This is a genomic window from Aurantiacibacter xanthus, from assembly GCF_003584015.1.
Lineage (GTDB): Bacteria > Pseudomonadota > Alphaproteobacteria > Sphingomonadales > Sphingomonadaceae > Alteraurantiacibacter > Alteraurantiacibacter xanthus.
This window is the reverse complement of the sequence record NZ_QXFM01000065.1, coordinates 1-15274: the sequence shown is the minus strand read 5'-3', so window position 1 is coordinate 15274 and position 15274 is coordinate 1. Positions and strand designations below refer to the sequence as shown.

Sequence of the window (15274 nt, the reverse complement as noted above, 5' to 3'; positions counted from 1 at the left end):
ACCGGGACGGCGGCGGTCCACTGGCCGCCGTCCCGGACTACCTCATTCGGAGATTGCTTAATCATGGCAGACAACGCCAACGCTGCGGCCTCGACCGCTGCCCCCATGCTTCCGCTCTTCTACAAGGCCTTGCAGCCACTCCATTCGACCGTTCACGCTGACTGGCGCCTGAAGGCCGGCGATGTGTCCTTCGCGGCCGAAACGCCCTTCCTGCCGATCGTGGCGAGCGAAATCGTTTCGGCGGCGCGCACTTATCCGGTCGTGTTCGCTGGCGACACCGCGCAGCCGATCGCCGTTCTGGGCCTGGAGCCCACCAATCTCTTCGTCGAGGACGGCCGCTGGGCGAGCGATTGCTACATCCCCGCTTATGTCCGCCGATATCCCTTCACCTTCGGCAGGACCGAGGAGCCCGACGGCTTTGCCCTGTCGATCGACAGCGGTTCGGATCGGGTCGTTCAGGGCGGGACTGAAGGGACGGCGCTGTTCGAGGACGGCAAGCCCTCCGCGTTGACGCAGCAGGCGCTGGAGTTCTGCACAGCGTTCGGCCGGGAAGCGGAACTGACCAAGCTGTTCACGGATGCGCTGAAGGAAAAGGATCTGCTGGTCGACCGGCGGGCGGATGCGACCCTGTCCGATGGCCGCAAGCTGGGTCTCAATAACTTCCTGATCGTCGATGCCGAGAAATTTGCAGGCCTCGATGATGAGACGGTCGTTGCCTGGCACAAGCAAGGCCTGCTTGCGCTCGTGCATCATCACCTCGCCTCGCTCGACCGCTTCCGCGCGCTGGTCGATCGGCAGGCGCTGCGTCTCGTCGCGGATCCGTCATCGTCAGGTGCTTCGAACGAACCCGCTGCCGCCGAGGCCGTCGCCCCGGCAAAGTCCAACAAGTCCAGGAAAGTCGTATCATGAACAGCCGTCCTCTTCTCCTCTCCGCCCTTATTCTCGCTTCCGCCTTCACAGGCGCCTCTGCCTCGGCGCAGACGGTCGGTGGCGGACAGGCACCTGCCGCTGCCCCAGCCGCGCAGCCCCTTGGCGGCCCCATCGTGCCCGGTGTCTGCCTGCTCTCGCGCGAAGCCATCTTCGCCAATGCCGCTGTCGGCAAGGCCGCGTCTGCGCGTCTGGCCGAGCTGACCCGCGCCGCTCAGGCCGAAATCGACGGGCAGCGCCCGGCTCTGGAAACCGAAGCACGCGCACTCGAAGGCCAGCCTGACAATGCGGCCAACCGCCAGCGCCGCGAAACCCTGGCCCGCAGCTGGCAGGCGCTGCAAACCCAGGCCGCTCATTCCAGCCGCGAGATCGAGGCGACCCGCGCCAAGGCGCTGGAACGCATCGCCACCGAAGCGCAGCCCGTAATCGCCCAAGTCTATAGCAGTAAGAATTGTGGGCTGCTGTTCGATCGCGGCGCGGCGCTCGGCGGCAATTTCGCCAACGATCTGACAGCGGACGTTGTGCGCGCTCTGGATGCCCGCATCCAGACCATCAGCTTCGAACGCGAGCGCCTGCCGCAGCAACAGCCAGCCGTCCAGGCGCCGGCGCAGCGATAAGGCCGGAAAGAGGGAAGCGACCATGGGGACGATCCTGATTGCCTTGGGGGCCTTCATGCTGGGGGTTCTCATCACCAGCCTGTTGGCCCTTGGCGCGATCGCAATCCTCTACCGCGAGGCGGCGGCCATGGTCGATTCCTATATGAACGCTGTTCCGGGCGCCCGCATCCCTCGAGGTAGCCGGGACTGGCGGCCGCTCATCATCGCCGGCGGAGGCGCCGGTGTCTGAGAGTCCGATCGCCAGCGTTCGCGGGTTAGCGGGCTGGGTCCAGGCGATCCGCGCTGACGTCGTTGCCGAACGCGAGCGCCGGGCGCGGGACCGGGCGGTGAAACGCAGTCGCCCGGTCAGTGCTTTCGAGCTTCATTTCTATCGCACGGTGAGTGTCGCAGCCGCGGTGCTTGTCGGCCTCATGTTTCTGGGAGCGCGCTGATGCGGTCTACCTCCAAATCCTCACCTTTGTCCCGCGTCACACGCTGGATTGCGGCCCTTGTCGGCGCCGGGATTGCCTCGACTACGCCTGTTGCGGCGCAGAGTGTCGCGCCTTCGGCCGCGCCGGTCGAATGGGTGCGCTACGCCGAGTTCGCGACAACCTCCATCACCGGTTGGCTCGAGGCGCACAACGAGCCGGCGACACGTCTGCGCGCCTATCTCGATGCGACCCGACCCGCACCAGACGCGGCAACCGCGCCCCTGGTCATCAAGGTCTGGATTGAGCGCGACGGCAAAATCTCACGCATCGACTATCCTGCCTTCACCCACGCGGAGGCCAATGCCGATATGCAGGCGCTGATCGTCGGCCAGCAGCTCGCGGCCGCGCCGCCGCGCGACATGCTGCTGCCGCTCCGCATCGCCGTCCAGCTGGATGCGCCGGCATCAGCTCCAGCGCCTGCCGCAAGCGAGACGTCGCTTCCGCGGACATGACCCTTACTCTTCCCCTTTCCGGCTCGATCCGATCATGATGAAGCGGTGGCTCGACGGCCTTCGCTGGCGGCGCTCCCGCCGGTTCGAGAACGCGGTGTCGCTCGCAGTCGAAGAGCTTCTGCTTGAACATGGCGACGCAGCGTTGGATCAGGCCCGCCGCAAGGCACGTCCGCGCGACCAGCCCACCCGCCGAGAGGGACCTGGGAGGCGGCCTGACGTTGACGAGATGATGATGGGCCCAAAAATTCTAAGCAAAAAATTGTCCATTACTATTTACCCACCCTCTCGAGGGTAGCGCAGGCTAGCGATTATTCAGTCGCCGCGGCCCCGGTCCCGACCGCCCCAGTTCATCCATCGGATTGCGTAGCGGACATTCCTCAAGCGACAGGCAGCCGCAGCCGATGCAGCTCACGATCTGGTCGCGAAGCTGAGTCAGCGACATGATCCGCTCGTTGAGCATGCCGGTCCAGGCATCGGTGAAATTGCGCCAGTCTGCCGCAGTGGGGACATGATCGTGCGGCATGTCGGCCAGCGCGTCCTTGATGATCGCCAGCGGGATGCCGGCACGCTGGGCAATGCGGATGATGGCGATCCGGCGCAGGACGGAGCGGTGATAACGGCGCTGGTTTCCTTCCGTGCGCCAGCCCGCGATCAAGCCCTGCTTCTCATAAAAATGGACCGTAGAGACAGCCACGCCGCTGCGGCGCGCCACTTCGCCCACGGCCAAAACCTGCGACACTGCGGAAGACATAAATAGCCCTTGACCTCAATAATTGTTGAGGTTGTATGAGGCAGGTCGGCTTGTTCCGCAAGCATCCATTCCGTCCGAACTCGCGGACATAAACCGGAGCCGACATGAGCTTGATCGAGCGCACGAAAGCGCGCCTCCCACACATTCGCACCATCCTTGCAACGGTCTTCGCCCTTGCCCTTGTGCTGGGAGGCTTGTTCGTCTGGCGCGTGCTCAAGGCGGGACAGGCGCAGGAGTGGCATCAAGCACCGCTGCCCGTGGCCGCCATGCAACTGGAGCCAAGGGACGTTCCCCTCTCCCTCGAAGCGATCGGCACGCTCAGGGCCGTGCGGGAAGTGGAATTGTCAGCCGAAGTTGCCGGTCGCGTTTCGGCAATCCGGTTTGATTCGGGCGCAGAGGTCGGGGCCGGGGCCTTGCTTGTTCAGCTTTTCGACGGGCCGGAACGGGCGGACCGGGACGCGGCGCGGGCAAGGGCTGCCTTCGCGCGCATGCAAGTTGTGCGCTCGGAAGAGCTTGCACCGAGCGGCGCGGAACCGCGCGAACAGCTTGAAGAGCGCCGCGCAGAACGGGATCAGGCGCTTGCGGCGGTGCGTCAGCTTGATGCGCGGCTGATCCAGAAACAGGTGCGGGCGCCGTTCGCCGGGCAGATCGGCATCCGCCGCATCAATCCCGGCCAGTATCTCAATCCCGGCGATCCGATCGCCACGCTGACCGACCTGTCGCGACTTTATGTCGAATTCGCGCTGCCGCAGCAGAACCTCGGGATGATCAAGCCGGGCGCCACGGTCACGGTTGCCAGCGATGCCTATCCGCAGCGGACATTCACCGCGCGCGTGAACGCGGTCGAACCCCGGATCGGCGAGGACACGCGCAACATTACCGTACAGGCGATCCTGCCCAACCCCGACCGGGTGCTTCGCCCCGGCATGTATGTCACCGCCTCGCTGGTGCTGCCGCCCCAAACAAGTGCGCTCGTCGTTCCGGCGACGGCTATCCAGACATCGGCGCAGGGCGACAGCGTGATCGTCATTCGCGGCAAGGATGCCCGGAAAGGCGGAAAGGCGGAGTTCGTTCCGGTCCGCACCGGGCGACGAATCGGCAATGACATAGTGATCGAACGGGGCCTGAAGCCCGGCGATGTCGTGGTGACGGAAGGGCAGCTTCGCATCCAGCCCGGCGCGGACGTGACCGTGACCGCCCCCGCACGGGCTGGAGGCCGCTGATATGGCGTTCACAGACATCTTTATCCGCCGCCCCATCCTCGCGATCGTGGTCAGCCTGCTGATCCTGCTGGTGGGCGTCAGTGCGACGTTCAGCCTTCCGGTCCGGCAATATCCCCGGATGGAAAGCGCGACGATCACGATCGACACGACCTTTCCCGGCGCGACGCAGGATGTGATGCAAGGTTTCGTCACCACGCCCATGGCCCAAGCGATCGCGACCGCCAGCGGCATCGAATATATCACCTCGACATCGATGCAGGGCAGCAGCCGGATCAGCGCCAAGCTGGTACTCAATGCCGATGCCGACCGGGCGATGACGGAAATCCTCGCCAAAGTGCAGCAGGTCAAGTTCCGCCTGCCCACGGGCGTCACCGATCCCGTCATCACCAAGATCACCGACGGCGCTTCGGCGATCCAGTATATCTCCTTCATCAGCGACGATCTGCCGCCGCCGCAGCTGGTGGATTTCGCCGCGCGCGTCGCCCAGCCGATGCTCACCTCGGTCCCCGGCGTCGCATCCGCCCAGATCAGCGGCGGCGCCCCGCTGGCGATGCGCGTGTGGGTCGATCCGGTGAAGCTCGCCGCGCGCGGCCTCACGGCGGGCGACATCGCCGCCGCCCTGCGCGCCAATAATGTGCAAGCGTCCCCCGGCAAGCTGAAGGGCGCAAACACCGCGATCAACATCACCGCCGGCACCGACTTGCGCGACGTGGAATCGTTTCGCCGCATGGTCGTAAAGACCGGCGGCAGCGGCGTCGTGCGGCTGGGCGATATCGCGACCGTGGAACTTGGCGGGCAGAATTATGACGCCGCCGCGCAGGCCTCCGGCCGTCCCGGCGTGTCCATCGCCATTTCGCCGACGCCGGACGGCAACCCGCTGGAGATCGTCGCGGCGGTGAAGGCGCTGCTGCCCGAAATCCAGCGCGTCGCCCCGCCGGGGGTGGAGGTCGCCAATGATTTCGACGTCGCCCACTTCGTCAACGCCTCGATTGACGAGGTCGAGCGCACGCTGGTCGAGGCGGTGCTGATCGTGGTCGTGGTGATCTTCCTGTTCCTCGGCTCGCTGCGCGCGGTCATCATCCCCGTCGTCACCATTCCGCTGTCGCTGCTGGGCACGACGGCGCTGATGCTGGCCTTCGGTTTTTCCTTCAACCTGTTGACTTTGCTGGCCATGGTCCTCGCCATCGGGCTGGTGGTCGATGACGCCATCGTCGTGGTCGAGAACATCCACCGCCATATCGAGGAGGGGCTGAAGCCGTTCGAGGCCGCCCTGGTCGGCGCGCGGGAGATCGTCGGGCCGGTGATCGCGATGACGATCACGCTGGCGGCGGTCTATGCCCCCATCGGGCTGATGGGCGGGTTGACGGGGGCGCTGTTCCGCGAATTCGCCTTCACGCTGGCAGGCTCTGTCATCGTGTCCGGCGTGGTCGCGCTGACGCTGTCGCCCATGATGAGCGGCAAGCTGCTCCATTCGAAACTGGGCGAAGGCAGGCTGAGCCAGGCCATCGAGCGCAGCATGCACCGCCTCACCGCCGGCTATTCCCGCCTGCTGGACCGGACGCTGGCGGCGCGGGCGGCCGTCCTGATCGTGGGCGTCGCCATGCTCGGCGCGATCGTGTTGCTGTTCACCGGCGCCCAGCGCGAACTCGCCCCGCCGGAGGACATGGGATATGTCTTCGTGCAGACCAAGGCGCCGCAATATGCCAACCTCGATTACACGCGGCGCTATAGCGATGAAGTCGAGCGCATCTTCCAGACCCTACCCGAGTTCAGGAGCAGCTGGTTCGGCTCGGGCGGCGATAACAACGCCAATGGCGGGTTCGGCGGCGTCGTGCTCAAGGACTGGGCGGAACGGGACCGTTTGGCCGACGACATTCAGGCGGAGCTGACCGTGCGCACGGCGGCGGTGACCGGCGTCTATGCGACCGCCTTTCAGGACAGTCCCTTGCCTGCGGGCAGCGGCGGCCTGCCGGTGCAGATGGTGATCCGTTCGGCGGACGATTTTCCGCAAATCTACCAGACGCTCGAAACCATCAAGGGCGCCGCCTGGGGCAGCGGACTGTTCGCCTTCGTGGACAGCGACCTCGCCTTCGACAGCCCCGAAGCGCACATCACCATCGACCGCGCGAAAGCGGGCGAAATGGGCGTCAGCATGTCCGAAGTCGCCGACACGCTGGCGATCCTCGTCGGCGAGAATTATGTGAACCGGTTCAACTGGCACGACCGTTCCTATGACGTGATCGCGCAGGTTCCGCAGAGCCGCCGGCTCGCGCCCGACGATCTCGGCCGGTTCCAGGTGAGGACGGCGTCGGGCAGCCTCGTTCCGCTCGCCACCATCGCCAGCGTCGAAATACGCCCGCAGCCCAACCGGCTGCCGCAGTTCAACCAGATGAACAGCGCTACGCTGTCCGCCGTGCTGCTGCCGGGCGTGACCATGGGGCAGGCGGTGGACTTCCTGCAAAGCCAGACGCTGCCCGCGGGCACGAGCGTCGACTGGCTGTCGAACAGCCGGCAATATGTGCAGGAAGGCAACCGGCTGACCGTCTCCTTCGGCTTCGCGCTGGTGGTAATCTTCCTCGTGCTGGCGGCGCAGTTCGAGAGCTTCCGCGATCCGCTGGTGATCCTCGTCACTGTGCCGCTGGCGATATGCGGGGCGCTGGCGCCGCTCTATCTCGGCTATGCCACGCTCAACATCTACACCCAGATTGGGCTCGTCACGCTGATCGGGCTGATTTCCAAGCACGGCATCCTGATGGTGTCCTTCGCCAACGAGATGCAGCGGCATGAAGGCTGGAGCCGGGTCGAGGCGATCCGCCATGCCGCGGCGGTGCGGATGCGGCCGATCCTGATGACCACCGCGGCGATGGCCGCCGGCCTCGTGCCGCTGCTGTTCGCCGGGGGCGCCGGGGCGAACAGCCGCTTTGCCATCGGCATCGTCGTCGTCATGGGCCTGCTGGTGGGAACGCTGTTCACGCTGTTCGTGCTGCCCACCGTCTATTCCCTGCTGGCGGGCGATCACCGCCCGAAGGAGCCGACCGAAACCGGCGAATACCCGGCTGAAGGGGGTCTGGCCAATGCGTAAGTCCCGGCTCTCTCTTATCCTCTTGCCGCTGCTCGCTTCGGCTTGCGCGGCCGGCCCTGCCTATGCCCCCCGCAGACCCCCCGCTGCGTCGGCAGGGCCGTTCATCACGACGGTCGACGGCATCGACCGGGCTGGCGACCTGCCCGACGATTGGTGGCGGCTCTACCGCGATCCGGCGCTCGACAGCCTGATCGAGCAGGCCCTCGCGGCCAACACGGACCTGCGCGTCGCATCGGCCAATCTCGCCAGAGCGCGCGCGATCATTCGGGAGGCGCGCGCCGGACGGCTGCCATCCACCGAGGTATCGGGCGGCGTCAGCTATGGCGATTCCGCACAGGTCGACGCGCCGGTCGGCAATGACGCGCAATGGTCGCAGAACGCCGGAGTCGCGCTTTCCTGGGAAGCCGATCTGTTCGGCCGGATCGGGCGCGCCGTCGAGGCGGCCCGCGCCGATGCCGAAGCGGTCGAAGCCGCCCGCGATGCCGTGCGCGTGACCGTCGCTGCGGAAACGACCCGCGCCTATCTGGACGCCTGCGCGGCGGCTTACGCTTTATCGGTGGCGCGGCAGTCGTTGCAGACCAGCACGGAAAGCCGGCGCGTGGTGACGGAGCAGGCGCGCGCCGGATCGGCAAGCCGGCTCGACGTGGAACGGGCGGCAGCAGCGGAGGCGACCGCGAGGGCAGCGCTGCCGGCGTTCGAGGGACAGCGGCAGGTCGCCCTGTTCGAACTGGCGGCCCTGTTGGGCACGACGCCGGGCAATGTGCCCGAAACCGCGCGGCGCTGCGCGGTGCCGCCTGAACCCACTGCCGCCGCCATTCCCATCGGAGACGGCGCGGCATTGCTGCGGCGAAGGCCCGATCTCAGGCAGGCCGAGCGGCAGCTTGCGGCAGACACAGCGAGGATCGGCGTGGCGACCGCCGACCTCTATCCGGTCATCAGCCTTGGCGGTTCCGGCACCTTCTTCCGCAACGACGTGGTGCGGGGAAGCGATTCCTTCAGTTTCTCGCTTGGTCCCCTGCTGTCGTGGCGGTTCCCCAACATGTCGGTCGCCCGCGCGCGGCTGCGCCAGGCGGAGGCGCAGGGCGCGGCATCGCTGGCCGCGTTCGACGGGAAGGTCATCACGGCGCTCAAGGAGGCCGAACAGGCCCTCGCCATCGTAGCGACCGAACAGCGCCGGCTGGCCGCGCTGCGCGAGGCGCAGGACCGATCGGAGCGAGCCTACGAGCTTGCCGACAGGCGCTATCGCGCCGGTTCGATCGGATTGCTCGATGTGCTGGTCGCCCAGTCCGACTTGCTGGCCGCGCGAGCCTCCCATGCGGCTTCGCTGCGGCGACTGTCGCTGGCGCGGGTCGACCTGTTCAAGGCGCTCGGCGGCGGCTGGCAGCAAGCGCGGTCGACCGACAGCGCCCTCCTTTCCGAAAGGTCAGTAAAGTGAATAAGGCTCTTCCCCTGTTATCGACGATATTGGCGTGGCTGCTGGCGGCATTTTTCCTGTTCGGAGCCTATGGCAACGCCCTCATTTCCGAAGAATATGCCGCCGCCTATGCGGCCTGGGGCTATCCGGACTGGTTCCATTATGTCACGGCCGTCCTGGAACTGACGGCCGGCATTTTGTTGATGCGATCCGCCACCCGGCCGTTCGGCGCCGCGCTCGGAGCTTCGGTCATGGCGGCCGCGACGCTCACTACGTTGGTGAATGCGGACTACGACCATGCTGTCGCGCCTGCCGTGGTGCTTGCAGTCTCACTCTCCGTTCTCGGGCTTTCCGTCGCTTTGGGGCGGAACAGAAGGGCATGATGGCGTGGCTGCGAGGCAGCGCGCATGGCGTTGCCGACGAGGGAAAGTCGAGGACAAGGATCGGGTTCGATGAGAAGAATGAAGGGAAAGTCATGAACAAGGTCGAGAAGGTGCGGCAAGCGCTGCGCGCTGCCGGGCATGCGGACAGCATTGCTGAATTTCCGGCAGGAACGCAGACTGCCGAGGATGCGGCGGCTTCTGTCGGCTGCTCTGTCGCGCAGATAGCGAAGTCGATCGTCTTTCGCGCCGGCGAGGATGTAGTTCTGGTGATCGCATCGGGCGCTCATCGGATCGACCGCAGCAAGGTCGCGGCGGTGACGGAAAGGGCGGTCAAATCCGCGGACGCCGCATGGGTGCAGGAACAAACCGGTTTCGTCGTTGGAGGCGTTCCTCCCTTGGGCCATGACTGCGACCCGGTCACGATCATCGATGCCGCGTTGCTCTCGCTCGACTCCATTTGGGCGGCCGCCGGCTCGCCGACTCATGCATTTCGCACAAACGCGAAGGATCTGATCCGTATGACGGGCGGTATCGTCGCCGATGTCAGGCAGGGGTGATTGTCGCTCGCCGCTCGCAAGCCATTGCCACATCTCTCGCACGGTCCAACGGGCAATTATCCGGCGTTACCCGGTGCAATCTGAACCATTTTCCATTTCGCACACCTCCCAGCCGCCGCCGAGCGCGCGGTGAATTTCGACCACCGACAGGAGATGGTCAGAGCGCGCCGCGACGAGGGTGGCTTCGGCTTCGTACAGGCTGCGTTCGGCATCGAGAACGTCCAGATATTGGCCCTCGCCCTCGCGAAAGCGAACCGACGCCATTCGCGCCGCTTCGCGACTGGCGCCGACCTGCTGGTAGCGCATCGCGAGGCTGGTCCGGACCGCACCATAGGTCGTCAACGCGTCCTCGACATCGCGAAGCGCGATCAGGACGGTCCGGTGGTAATCGATGAGTGCCGCATCGACGCGGGCATCGGCGACACGGACCTGCGCGCGCAGCCGCGGCATATCGAACACCCCCCAATCGAGGCTGGGGCCGCCCGAGAAAGCAAGCGCACCGCCGCTGAACAAGGATTCGAACCCGCCCGCGAGAAGCCCGATGAACCCGGACAGGCGCACCGTCGGGAATAGATCGGCCTCGGCGACGCCGCGCCGTGCGGTGGCGGCGGCGAGCGCGCGTTCGGCGGCGGCGATATCAGGCCGCCGCCGCAACAGGTCGGCGGGCGCGCCGACGCCGATCTGTGTGACCTGCGGCAGGTCGGTTGTCGTCGCGGCGGGACCGGCGAAGCTTTGCGGTGTCTGGCCAAGCAGGACGGCGAGCGCATGACGCGCGGTGCCGATGCGCTGTTCGATCCCGGGTAGCGTCGCCTCGACGGCGGACAGCGCAGCCTCTGCGCGAACGACATCGAAACGCGCGCCCGCGCCGGCGCGCTCCAGCTTATATGTGACTTCGAGCGAACGCCGCTGGGTTTCGATCTGGCGATGCGCGATCGCAAGCGCGGCCTCGCTTCCGCGCAATTCAAAATAATGGCTGGCGACGTCCGCCGTAACCGCCGCGCGGGCCGAGCGCAGCAGTGCCTCGGCGCCACCGACGTCGGCCTCGGCGGCTTCGACCCCGCGGCGGATACGGCCGAACAGATCGATCTCCCAGCTGGCTTCTGCCCCGAGGCGCAAAACATCGCCCTCGCGTGGCTGACCGACCGGACGCTCGGCATCGGCCGGACGGCGGCGCTGATAGGAGGCATCAACACCGCCGCCAGGAAGCCGCGCCGCGCGCGACACGCCGGCGAGTGCGCGCGCCTCCTCAAGCCGTGCGACGGCGAGCCGCGCGTCGAGATTGGCCGCGAGCGCCTCGGCGATCAAACCATCGAGCGCCGGGTCGCCGAACAGTTTCCACCACGCGGTTTCGACAGCGGCATCTTCGACGCCCACCGGCTGCGCAGCATAGGCGCCGGGTGCCTCGATCTGCGGGGGAACATAGTTGGAGCCGACGGTAGCGCACCCGGCCAGGCCAAGGAGCAGGACGGCGGGTGAAAGTTTGGCGATCGATGTCATAGGGTCAATTCCTGCGGCTTGGTGTCCGGGCTTGAAAGGCGCCGCGCCTCGCGCCGCAGAACGGCCTTGCGGATCACGACGTAGAAGAGCGGGGTGAGGAAGAGGCCGAAGAGCGTCACCCCGAGCATGCCGGCGAACACCGCGATGCCCATGGCCTGCCGCATTTCGGCGCCCGCCCCTGTGGCGATCGCCAGGGGGACCGCGCCGGCGATGAAGGCGATCGACGTCATCAAGATCGGGCGAAGTCTTAACCGGCAGGCCTCGAGCGCTGCGGCAAGCGGATCGAGACCTTCGTCCTCCTGCGCGCGCGCGAACTCGACGATCAGGATCGCATTTTTCGCGGCCAGTCCCACCAGCACGACAAAGGCGATTTGAGTGAAGATGTTGATGTCGCCGCCGGTCAGCCAGACCCCGACGAGCGCGCTCAAGAGACACATCGGCACGATGAGCAGGACCGCCAGCGGCAGCGACCAGCTGTTATACTGCGCCGCAAGGATCAGGAAGGCGAGGAGCACGGCGAGCGGGAAGATGTAGAGGGCGGCATTGCCCGCGGTCTTTTCCTGATAGGTCAGATCGGTCCACTCGAAGGTCATGCCGTCGGGCAGTTCGGCGCGCGCGATCCGTTCCATCGCCGCGACCGCCTGCCCCGAGCTGAAGCCCGGCGCGGGACCGCCGCTGATATCAGCCGATGGAAAGCCGTTATAGTGGATGATGCGATCCGGGCCCGCGCCGGGCGCGGTCGTGACCAGCGTCGCGAGCGGGACCATCTCGCCCTGGGCGTTGCGGACCTGAAGCCGCCCGACGGCATCAGGCTGCGCCCGCGCGTCGGCTTCGGCCTGCGCATAAACCTGATAGGTGCGGCCGAAGCGGTTGAAGTCGTTGACATAGAGCGAGCCGAGATAGACCTGCATTGTGTCGAACACATCGGTCATCGCCACGCCTTGAGCCGCCGCCTTGGTCCGGTCGACATCGACCGAAAGTTCGGGCGAGGCGACATTATAGCTGGTCATCAGTCCGGCAAGCGCCGGCTCCTTGGCAGCAGCCGCCATCACCTTGGCGCTGGCAGCAGCGAGCGCCTCATAACCCGCGCCCGAGCGGTCCTCGATCTGCATCTTGAACCCGCCGGTCGCGCCGAGACCGGGAACCGGAGGAGGCGGAAAAACGCCGACGAAACCGTCGGGGACAGCGGCATATTTGCCCTGCAGTCGTCCGGCGATCGCTCCCGCCGCCATGTCCGGCGAAGTGCGCTCGGAAAAAGGATCGAGCATCACGAACATGACGGCGGCGTTCGGCACGTTGACGAATCCGTTGATCGACAGGCCCGGAAAGGCGACGACACTTTCGACCCCGGGCTCCGCCAGCGCGATCTTCGAGACCTGCTCGGCCACCGCCTGGGTGCGGTCGAGCGACGCGCCGTTCGGGAGCTGGACGATGCCGACGAGATAATATTTGTCCTGCGCAGGCACGAAACCGGCGGGCAGCTTGTCAAAGGCGAACCAGGTCAGGCCGAGCAATCCGGCATAGACGAATCCCGCGACCGCGCCGCGCCGGACGACACGTCGCACGCCGCCGACATAGGCGACCGAGCCGCGATCGAAGGCGCGATTGAAGGGCCGGAACAGCCAGCCAAAGCCCTTGTCGATCGCGCGCTGGATGCGGTCGCGCGGCGCGTCATGGCCTTTGAGCAGCACCCCGGCGAGCGCGGGCGACAGCGTCAGCGAATTGACCGCCGACAGGATGGTCGAGATGGCGACGGTAAGCGCGAACTGGCGATAGAATTCGCCCTGCAAACCGCCAAGAAAGGCAGTGGGGATGAAGACCGCGGCGAGGACCGAGGTGATCGCGATGATCGGCCCCGTAACCTCTGCCATCGCCTTGCGCGCGGCTTCGCGCGGCGTTTCGCCAAGCCCGATGTGGCGCTCGACATTCTCGACGACGACAATTGCGTCATCGACGACGATGCCGATCGATAGCACCAGTCCGAACAGCGACAGCGTGTTCAGCGAAAAGCCGAACAAATACATCACCGCCAATGTCCCGACCAACGAGACGGGCACCGCGACGAGCGGAATGATCGACGCGCGCCAGGTCTGAAGGAAGAGGATCACGACAAGAACGACGAGGAGCGTCGCCTCGAGCAGCGTGACGATCACGCTTGCGATCGAAGCCTCGACGAAGATCGTCGGATCATAGGCGATGCGATGCTCCAGCCCGTCCGGGAACCCGTTCGAGAGCCGGTCCATCGTCGCCCGAACCTGTGCCGCCGTGTCGAGCGCGTTGGCGCCCGGGCTTTGCAATATCTGGAGCGCGATCGCGGGCTCGCCGTCGAGCAGCGAGCGCAGCGCGTAGTCGTTGGCACCCATTTCGATCCGGGCGACCTCGCCCAGCCGGGTGAGCTGGCCGTCGGCGCCGGTCTTGACGACGATCGCGGCGAACTCCTCCTCGGTCGCGAGGCGGCCTTTGACGTCGAGCGCGACCTGCTGCGCGGCGGCGGGGCTGGGCTGGCGCCCGACGCTGCCCGCGGCGACCTCTACATTCTGTGCGCGGATCGCAGCGACGATGTCGCTCGCGGTCAGGCCGCGCGAAGCGATCCGCGCCGGGTCGAGCCAGACGCGCATCGAATATTCGCCGGCGCCCCAGACGACCACATCGGCGATACCGGGAATGCGCGCGATTTCGTCGCGAACCTGGAGCAGCGCATAGTTGGAGATGTAGAGCGGGTCATAACGCTTCGATGGCGAGAGAAGATGCACGACCATCAGCGCATCGGGCGCAACCTTTTGCGTGGTCACGCCCAGCCGCTGTACCGTCTCGGGCAAGCGCGGCAGCGCGCGCGACACCCGGTTCTGAACCTGAACCTGCGCGATGTCGGGATCGGTCCCTTGTGCGAAGGTGACCGTGAGGGTCATCCGGCCGTCGGTGGAGGCCTGGCTCGCCATATAGAGCATGCCCTCGACGCCGTTGACCGCCTGCTCGATCGGGCTTGCGACGGTTTCGGCGATGACCTCGGGCGAAGCGCCGGGATAGGCGGCGACAACGGTCACCGTCGGGGGCGCCACCGCCGGATATTCGCTGAGCGGCAGGCGGAGGAGCGCAAGCAGGCCCGCGATCAGCAGCAGCACCGACAGCACGATCGCGAAGATCGGCCGGTCGATGAAGAAGCGGGGGAAGTTCATCGCGCCGCCTCCCGCTGCACGCCAGCTTTCTGAACGCCATTGCCGCGCGGCATCGGCACGATCTTGGGCTTGACCGCCATGCCGGGGCCGGCGAGCCCCTTGACGATGACGCGGTCGCCGGGCCGCAAGCCTTTCTCCACAACGCGCAGGCCGTCCACGATCGGGCCCAGTGTCACGGGACGATATTCGGTCACGTTCTTCGCACCCAGAACAAGGACGAAGCGTCTGCCCTGTTCGACGCCGATCGCGAGGTCGCTGACCAGAATGGCTGGCCGTGTATCGCCGGTCGCGATATCGACTTCGGCGAACAGGCCCGGCGCCAGACGGCCGCCCGGATTGGGCAAAATCGCACGCGCGCGGATCGTGCCCGTCGCACGGTCGAGGCGGTTGCCGATGAAATCCAGCCGCGCCGACCGCTTGCTGCCGTCTTCGAGGCGGACGTCGACCTTGGCCCCGGCGCCTTGCCCGCGGCGATCGGCCAGCGAGCGAAGATAGGTCGCTTCGTCGACATCGAATTCGACAAAAAGCGGATCAACCGAGACGATGGTCGTGAGCGGTGTCGCAGCCTCACCGCCGGCGACCAGATTGCCCCGGGTGACGAGTATCTGACCGACCCGGCCGGCGATGGGTGCTTCGACGCCGGCATAGCGAAGGTCGAGCGCCGCCAGTCGCTCCGCCGCGCGCGCCGATGCGACCTGGGCTTCGCGCTCGCGCAGGGTCGCGGT

General features: G+C 66.5%; 14 protein-coding genes. 10 read left to right on the top strand and 4 right to left on the bottom strand.

The features are described 5' to 3' along the window. The first annotated feature begins 63 nt into the window (after positions 1 to 63). The 5 genes from D2V17_RS06640 to D2V17_RS06625 are packed head-to-tail and all read left to right on the top strand — an operon-like array spanning position 64 to position 2466. A complete protein-coding gene (locus tag D2V17_RS06640) occupies positions 64 to 909 on the top strand; it encodes a SapC family protein (RefSeq protein ID WP_039577975.1) in 846 nt (281 codons plus the stop codon). After that, a complete protein-coding gene (locus D2V17_RS06635) occupies positions 906 to 1544 on the top strand; it encodes an OmpH family outer membrane protein (RefSeq protein WP_039577979.1) in 639 nt (212 codons plus the stop codon). The genes D2V17_RS06640 and D2V17_RS06635 overlap by 4 nt, the downstream gene beginning before the upstream one ends. 22 nt (positions 1545 to 1566) lie before the next feature. Continuing rightward, on the top strand, positions 1567 to 1773 hold the full coding sequence (locus tag D2V17_RS06630) for a hypothetical protein (protein WP_039577982.1): 207 nt from the start codon (positions 1567 to 1569) through the stop codon (positions 1771 to 1773). Further along, a complete protein-coding gene (locus tag D2V17_RS20925) occupies positions 1766 to 1975 on the top strand; it encodes a hypothetical protein (protein WP_039577985.1) in 210 nt (69 codons plus the stop codon). Before D2V17_RS06630 ends, D2V17_RS20925 begins: the two co-directional genes overlap by 8 nt. Then, entirely contained in the window at positions 1975 to 2466 is a 492-nt protein-coding gene (locus D2V17_RS06625; RefSeq protein ID WP_039577989.1) for a hypothetical protein, read from the top strand. Before D2V17_RS20925 ends, D2V17_RS06625 begins: the two co-directional genes overlap by 1 nt. Before the next feature lie 301 nt (positions 2467 to 2767). Here D2V17_RS06625 and soxR read toward each other — a convergent pair whose 3' ends face one another. Further along, positions 2768 to 3217 carry a redox-sensitive transcriptional activator SoxR gene (gene soxR, locus D2V17_RS06620; protein WP_039577993.1) on the bottom strand — a complete coding sequence of 150 codons (450 nt, stop codon included), beginning with the start codon at positions 3215 to 3217 and terminating at the stop codon, positions 2768 to 2770. 104 nt (positions 3218 to 3321) lie between these two features. Between soxR and D2V17_RS06615 the strand changes: the two genes are divergently transcribed. The 5 genes from D2V17_RS06615 to D2V17_RS06595 are packed head-to-tail and all read left to right on the top strand — an operon-like array spanning position 3322 to position 9876. Continuing rightward, on the top strand, positions 3322 to 4440 hold the full coding sequence (locus D2V17_RS06615) for an efflux RND transporter periplasmic adaptor subunit (RefSeq protein WP_052208623.1): 1119 nt from the start codon (positions 3322 to 3324) through the stop codon (positions 4438 to 4440). A gap of 1 nt (position 4441) precedes the next feature. Next, positions 4442 to 7522 (top strand): efflux RND transporter permease subunit, encoded by a 3081-nt coding sequence (locus D2V17_RS06610; RefSeq protein WP_015460390.1) that lies wholly within the window; start codon positions 4442 to 4444, stop codon positions 7520 to 7522. After that, positions 7515 to 8957 carry an efflux transporter outer membrane subunit gene (locus D2V17_RS06605; protein WP_119592306.1) on the top strand — a complete coding sequence of 481 codons (1443 nt, stop codon included), beginning with the start codon at positions 7515 to 7517 and terminating at the stop codon, positions 8955 to 8957. Before D2V17_RS06610 ends, D2V17_RS06605 begins: the two co-directional genes overlap by 8 nt. Beyond that, entirely contained in the window at positions 8954 to 9319 is a 366-nt protein-coding gene (locus tag D2V17_RS06600) for a DoxX family protein (RefSeq protein ID WP_039578005.1), read from the top strand. Before D2V17_RS06605 ends, D2V17_RS06600 begins: the two co-directional genes overlap by 4 nt. Next, on the top strand, positions 9316 to 9876 hold the full coding sequence (locus D2V17_RS06595; RefSeq protein WP_228383711.1) for a YbaK/EbsC family protein: 561 nt from the start codon (positions 9316 to 9318) through the stop codon (positions 9874 to 9876). The genes D2V17_RS06600 and D2V17_RS06595 overlap by 4 nt, the downstream gene beginning before the upstream one ends. 66 nt (positions 9877 to 9942) lie before the next feature. Here the strand turns inward: D2V17_RS06595 and D2V17_RS06590 are convergent, their stop codons facing one another. The 3 genes from D2V17_RS06590 to D2V17_RS06580 form a co-directional block, all read right to left on the bottom strand. After that, entirely contained in the window at positions 9943 to 11373 is a 1431-nt protein-coding gene (locus D2V17_RS06590) for an efflux transporter outer membrane subunit (RefSeq protein ID WP_119592305.1), read from the bottom strand. Next, positions 11370 to 14549, bottom strand: coding sequence for an efflux RND transporter permease subunit (locus D2V17_RS06585; RefSeq protein ID WP_119592304.1), 3180 nt, complete (start codon positions 14547 to 14549; stop codon positions 11370 to 11372). Before D2V17_RS06585 ends, D2V17_RS06590 begins: the two co-directional genes overlap by 4 nt. Beyond that, the coding region (locus tag D2V17_RS06580; protein ID WP_119592303.1) for an efflux RND transporter periplasmic adaptor subunit at positions 14546 to 15274 on the bottom strand (729 nt) is incomplete at its 5' end. The genes D2V17_RS06585 and D2V17_RS06580, both read right to left, overlap by 4 nt.

Coding starts and splice junctions, on each gene's coding strand:
- D2V17_RS06640 (WP_039577975.1), top strand. CDS start 64: ATGGCAGACAACGCCAACGCTGCGGCCTCGACCGCTGCCCCCATGCTT.
- D2V17_RS06595 (WP_228383711.1), top strand. CDS start 9,316: ATGATGGCGTGGCTGCGAGGCAGCGCGCATGGCGTTGCCGACGAGGGA.
- D2V17_RS06635 (WP_039577979.1), top strand. CDS start 906: ATGAACAGCCGTCCTCTTCTCCTCTCCGCCCTTATTCTCGCTTCCGCC.
- D2V17_RS06605 (WP_119592306.1), top strand. CDS start 7,515: ATGCGTAAGTCCCGGCTCTCTCTTATCCTCTTGCCGCTGCTCGCTTCG.
- D2V17_RS06585 (WP_119592304.1), bottom strand. CDS start 14,549: ATGAACTTCCCCCGCTTCTTCATCGACCGGCCGATCTTCGCGATCGTG.
- D2V17_RS06610 (WP_015460390.1), top strand. CDS start 4,442: ATGGCGTTCACAGACATCTTTATCCGCCGCCCCATCCTCGCGATCGTG.
- soxR (WP_039577993.1), bottom strand. CDS start 3,217: ATGTCTTCCGCAGTGTCGCAGGTTTTGGCCGTGGGCGAAGTGGCGCGC.
- D2V17_RS06590 (WP_119592305.1), bottom strand. CDS start 11,373: ATGACATCGATCGCCAAACTTTCACCCGCCGTCCTGCTCCTTGGCCTG.
- D2V17_RS06615 (WP_052208623.1), top strand. CDS start 3,322: ATGAGCTTGATCGAGCGCACGAAAGCGCGCCTCCCACACATTCGCACC.
- D2V17_RS06625 (WP_039577989.1), top strand. CDS start 1,975: ATGCGGTCTACCTCCAAATCCTCACCTTTGTCCCGCGTCACACGCTGG.
- D2V17_RS06630 (WP_039577982.1), top strand. CDS start 1,567: ATGGGGACGATCCTGATTGCCTTGGGGGCCTTCATGCTGGGGGTTCTC.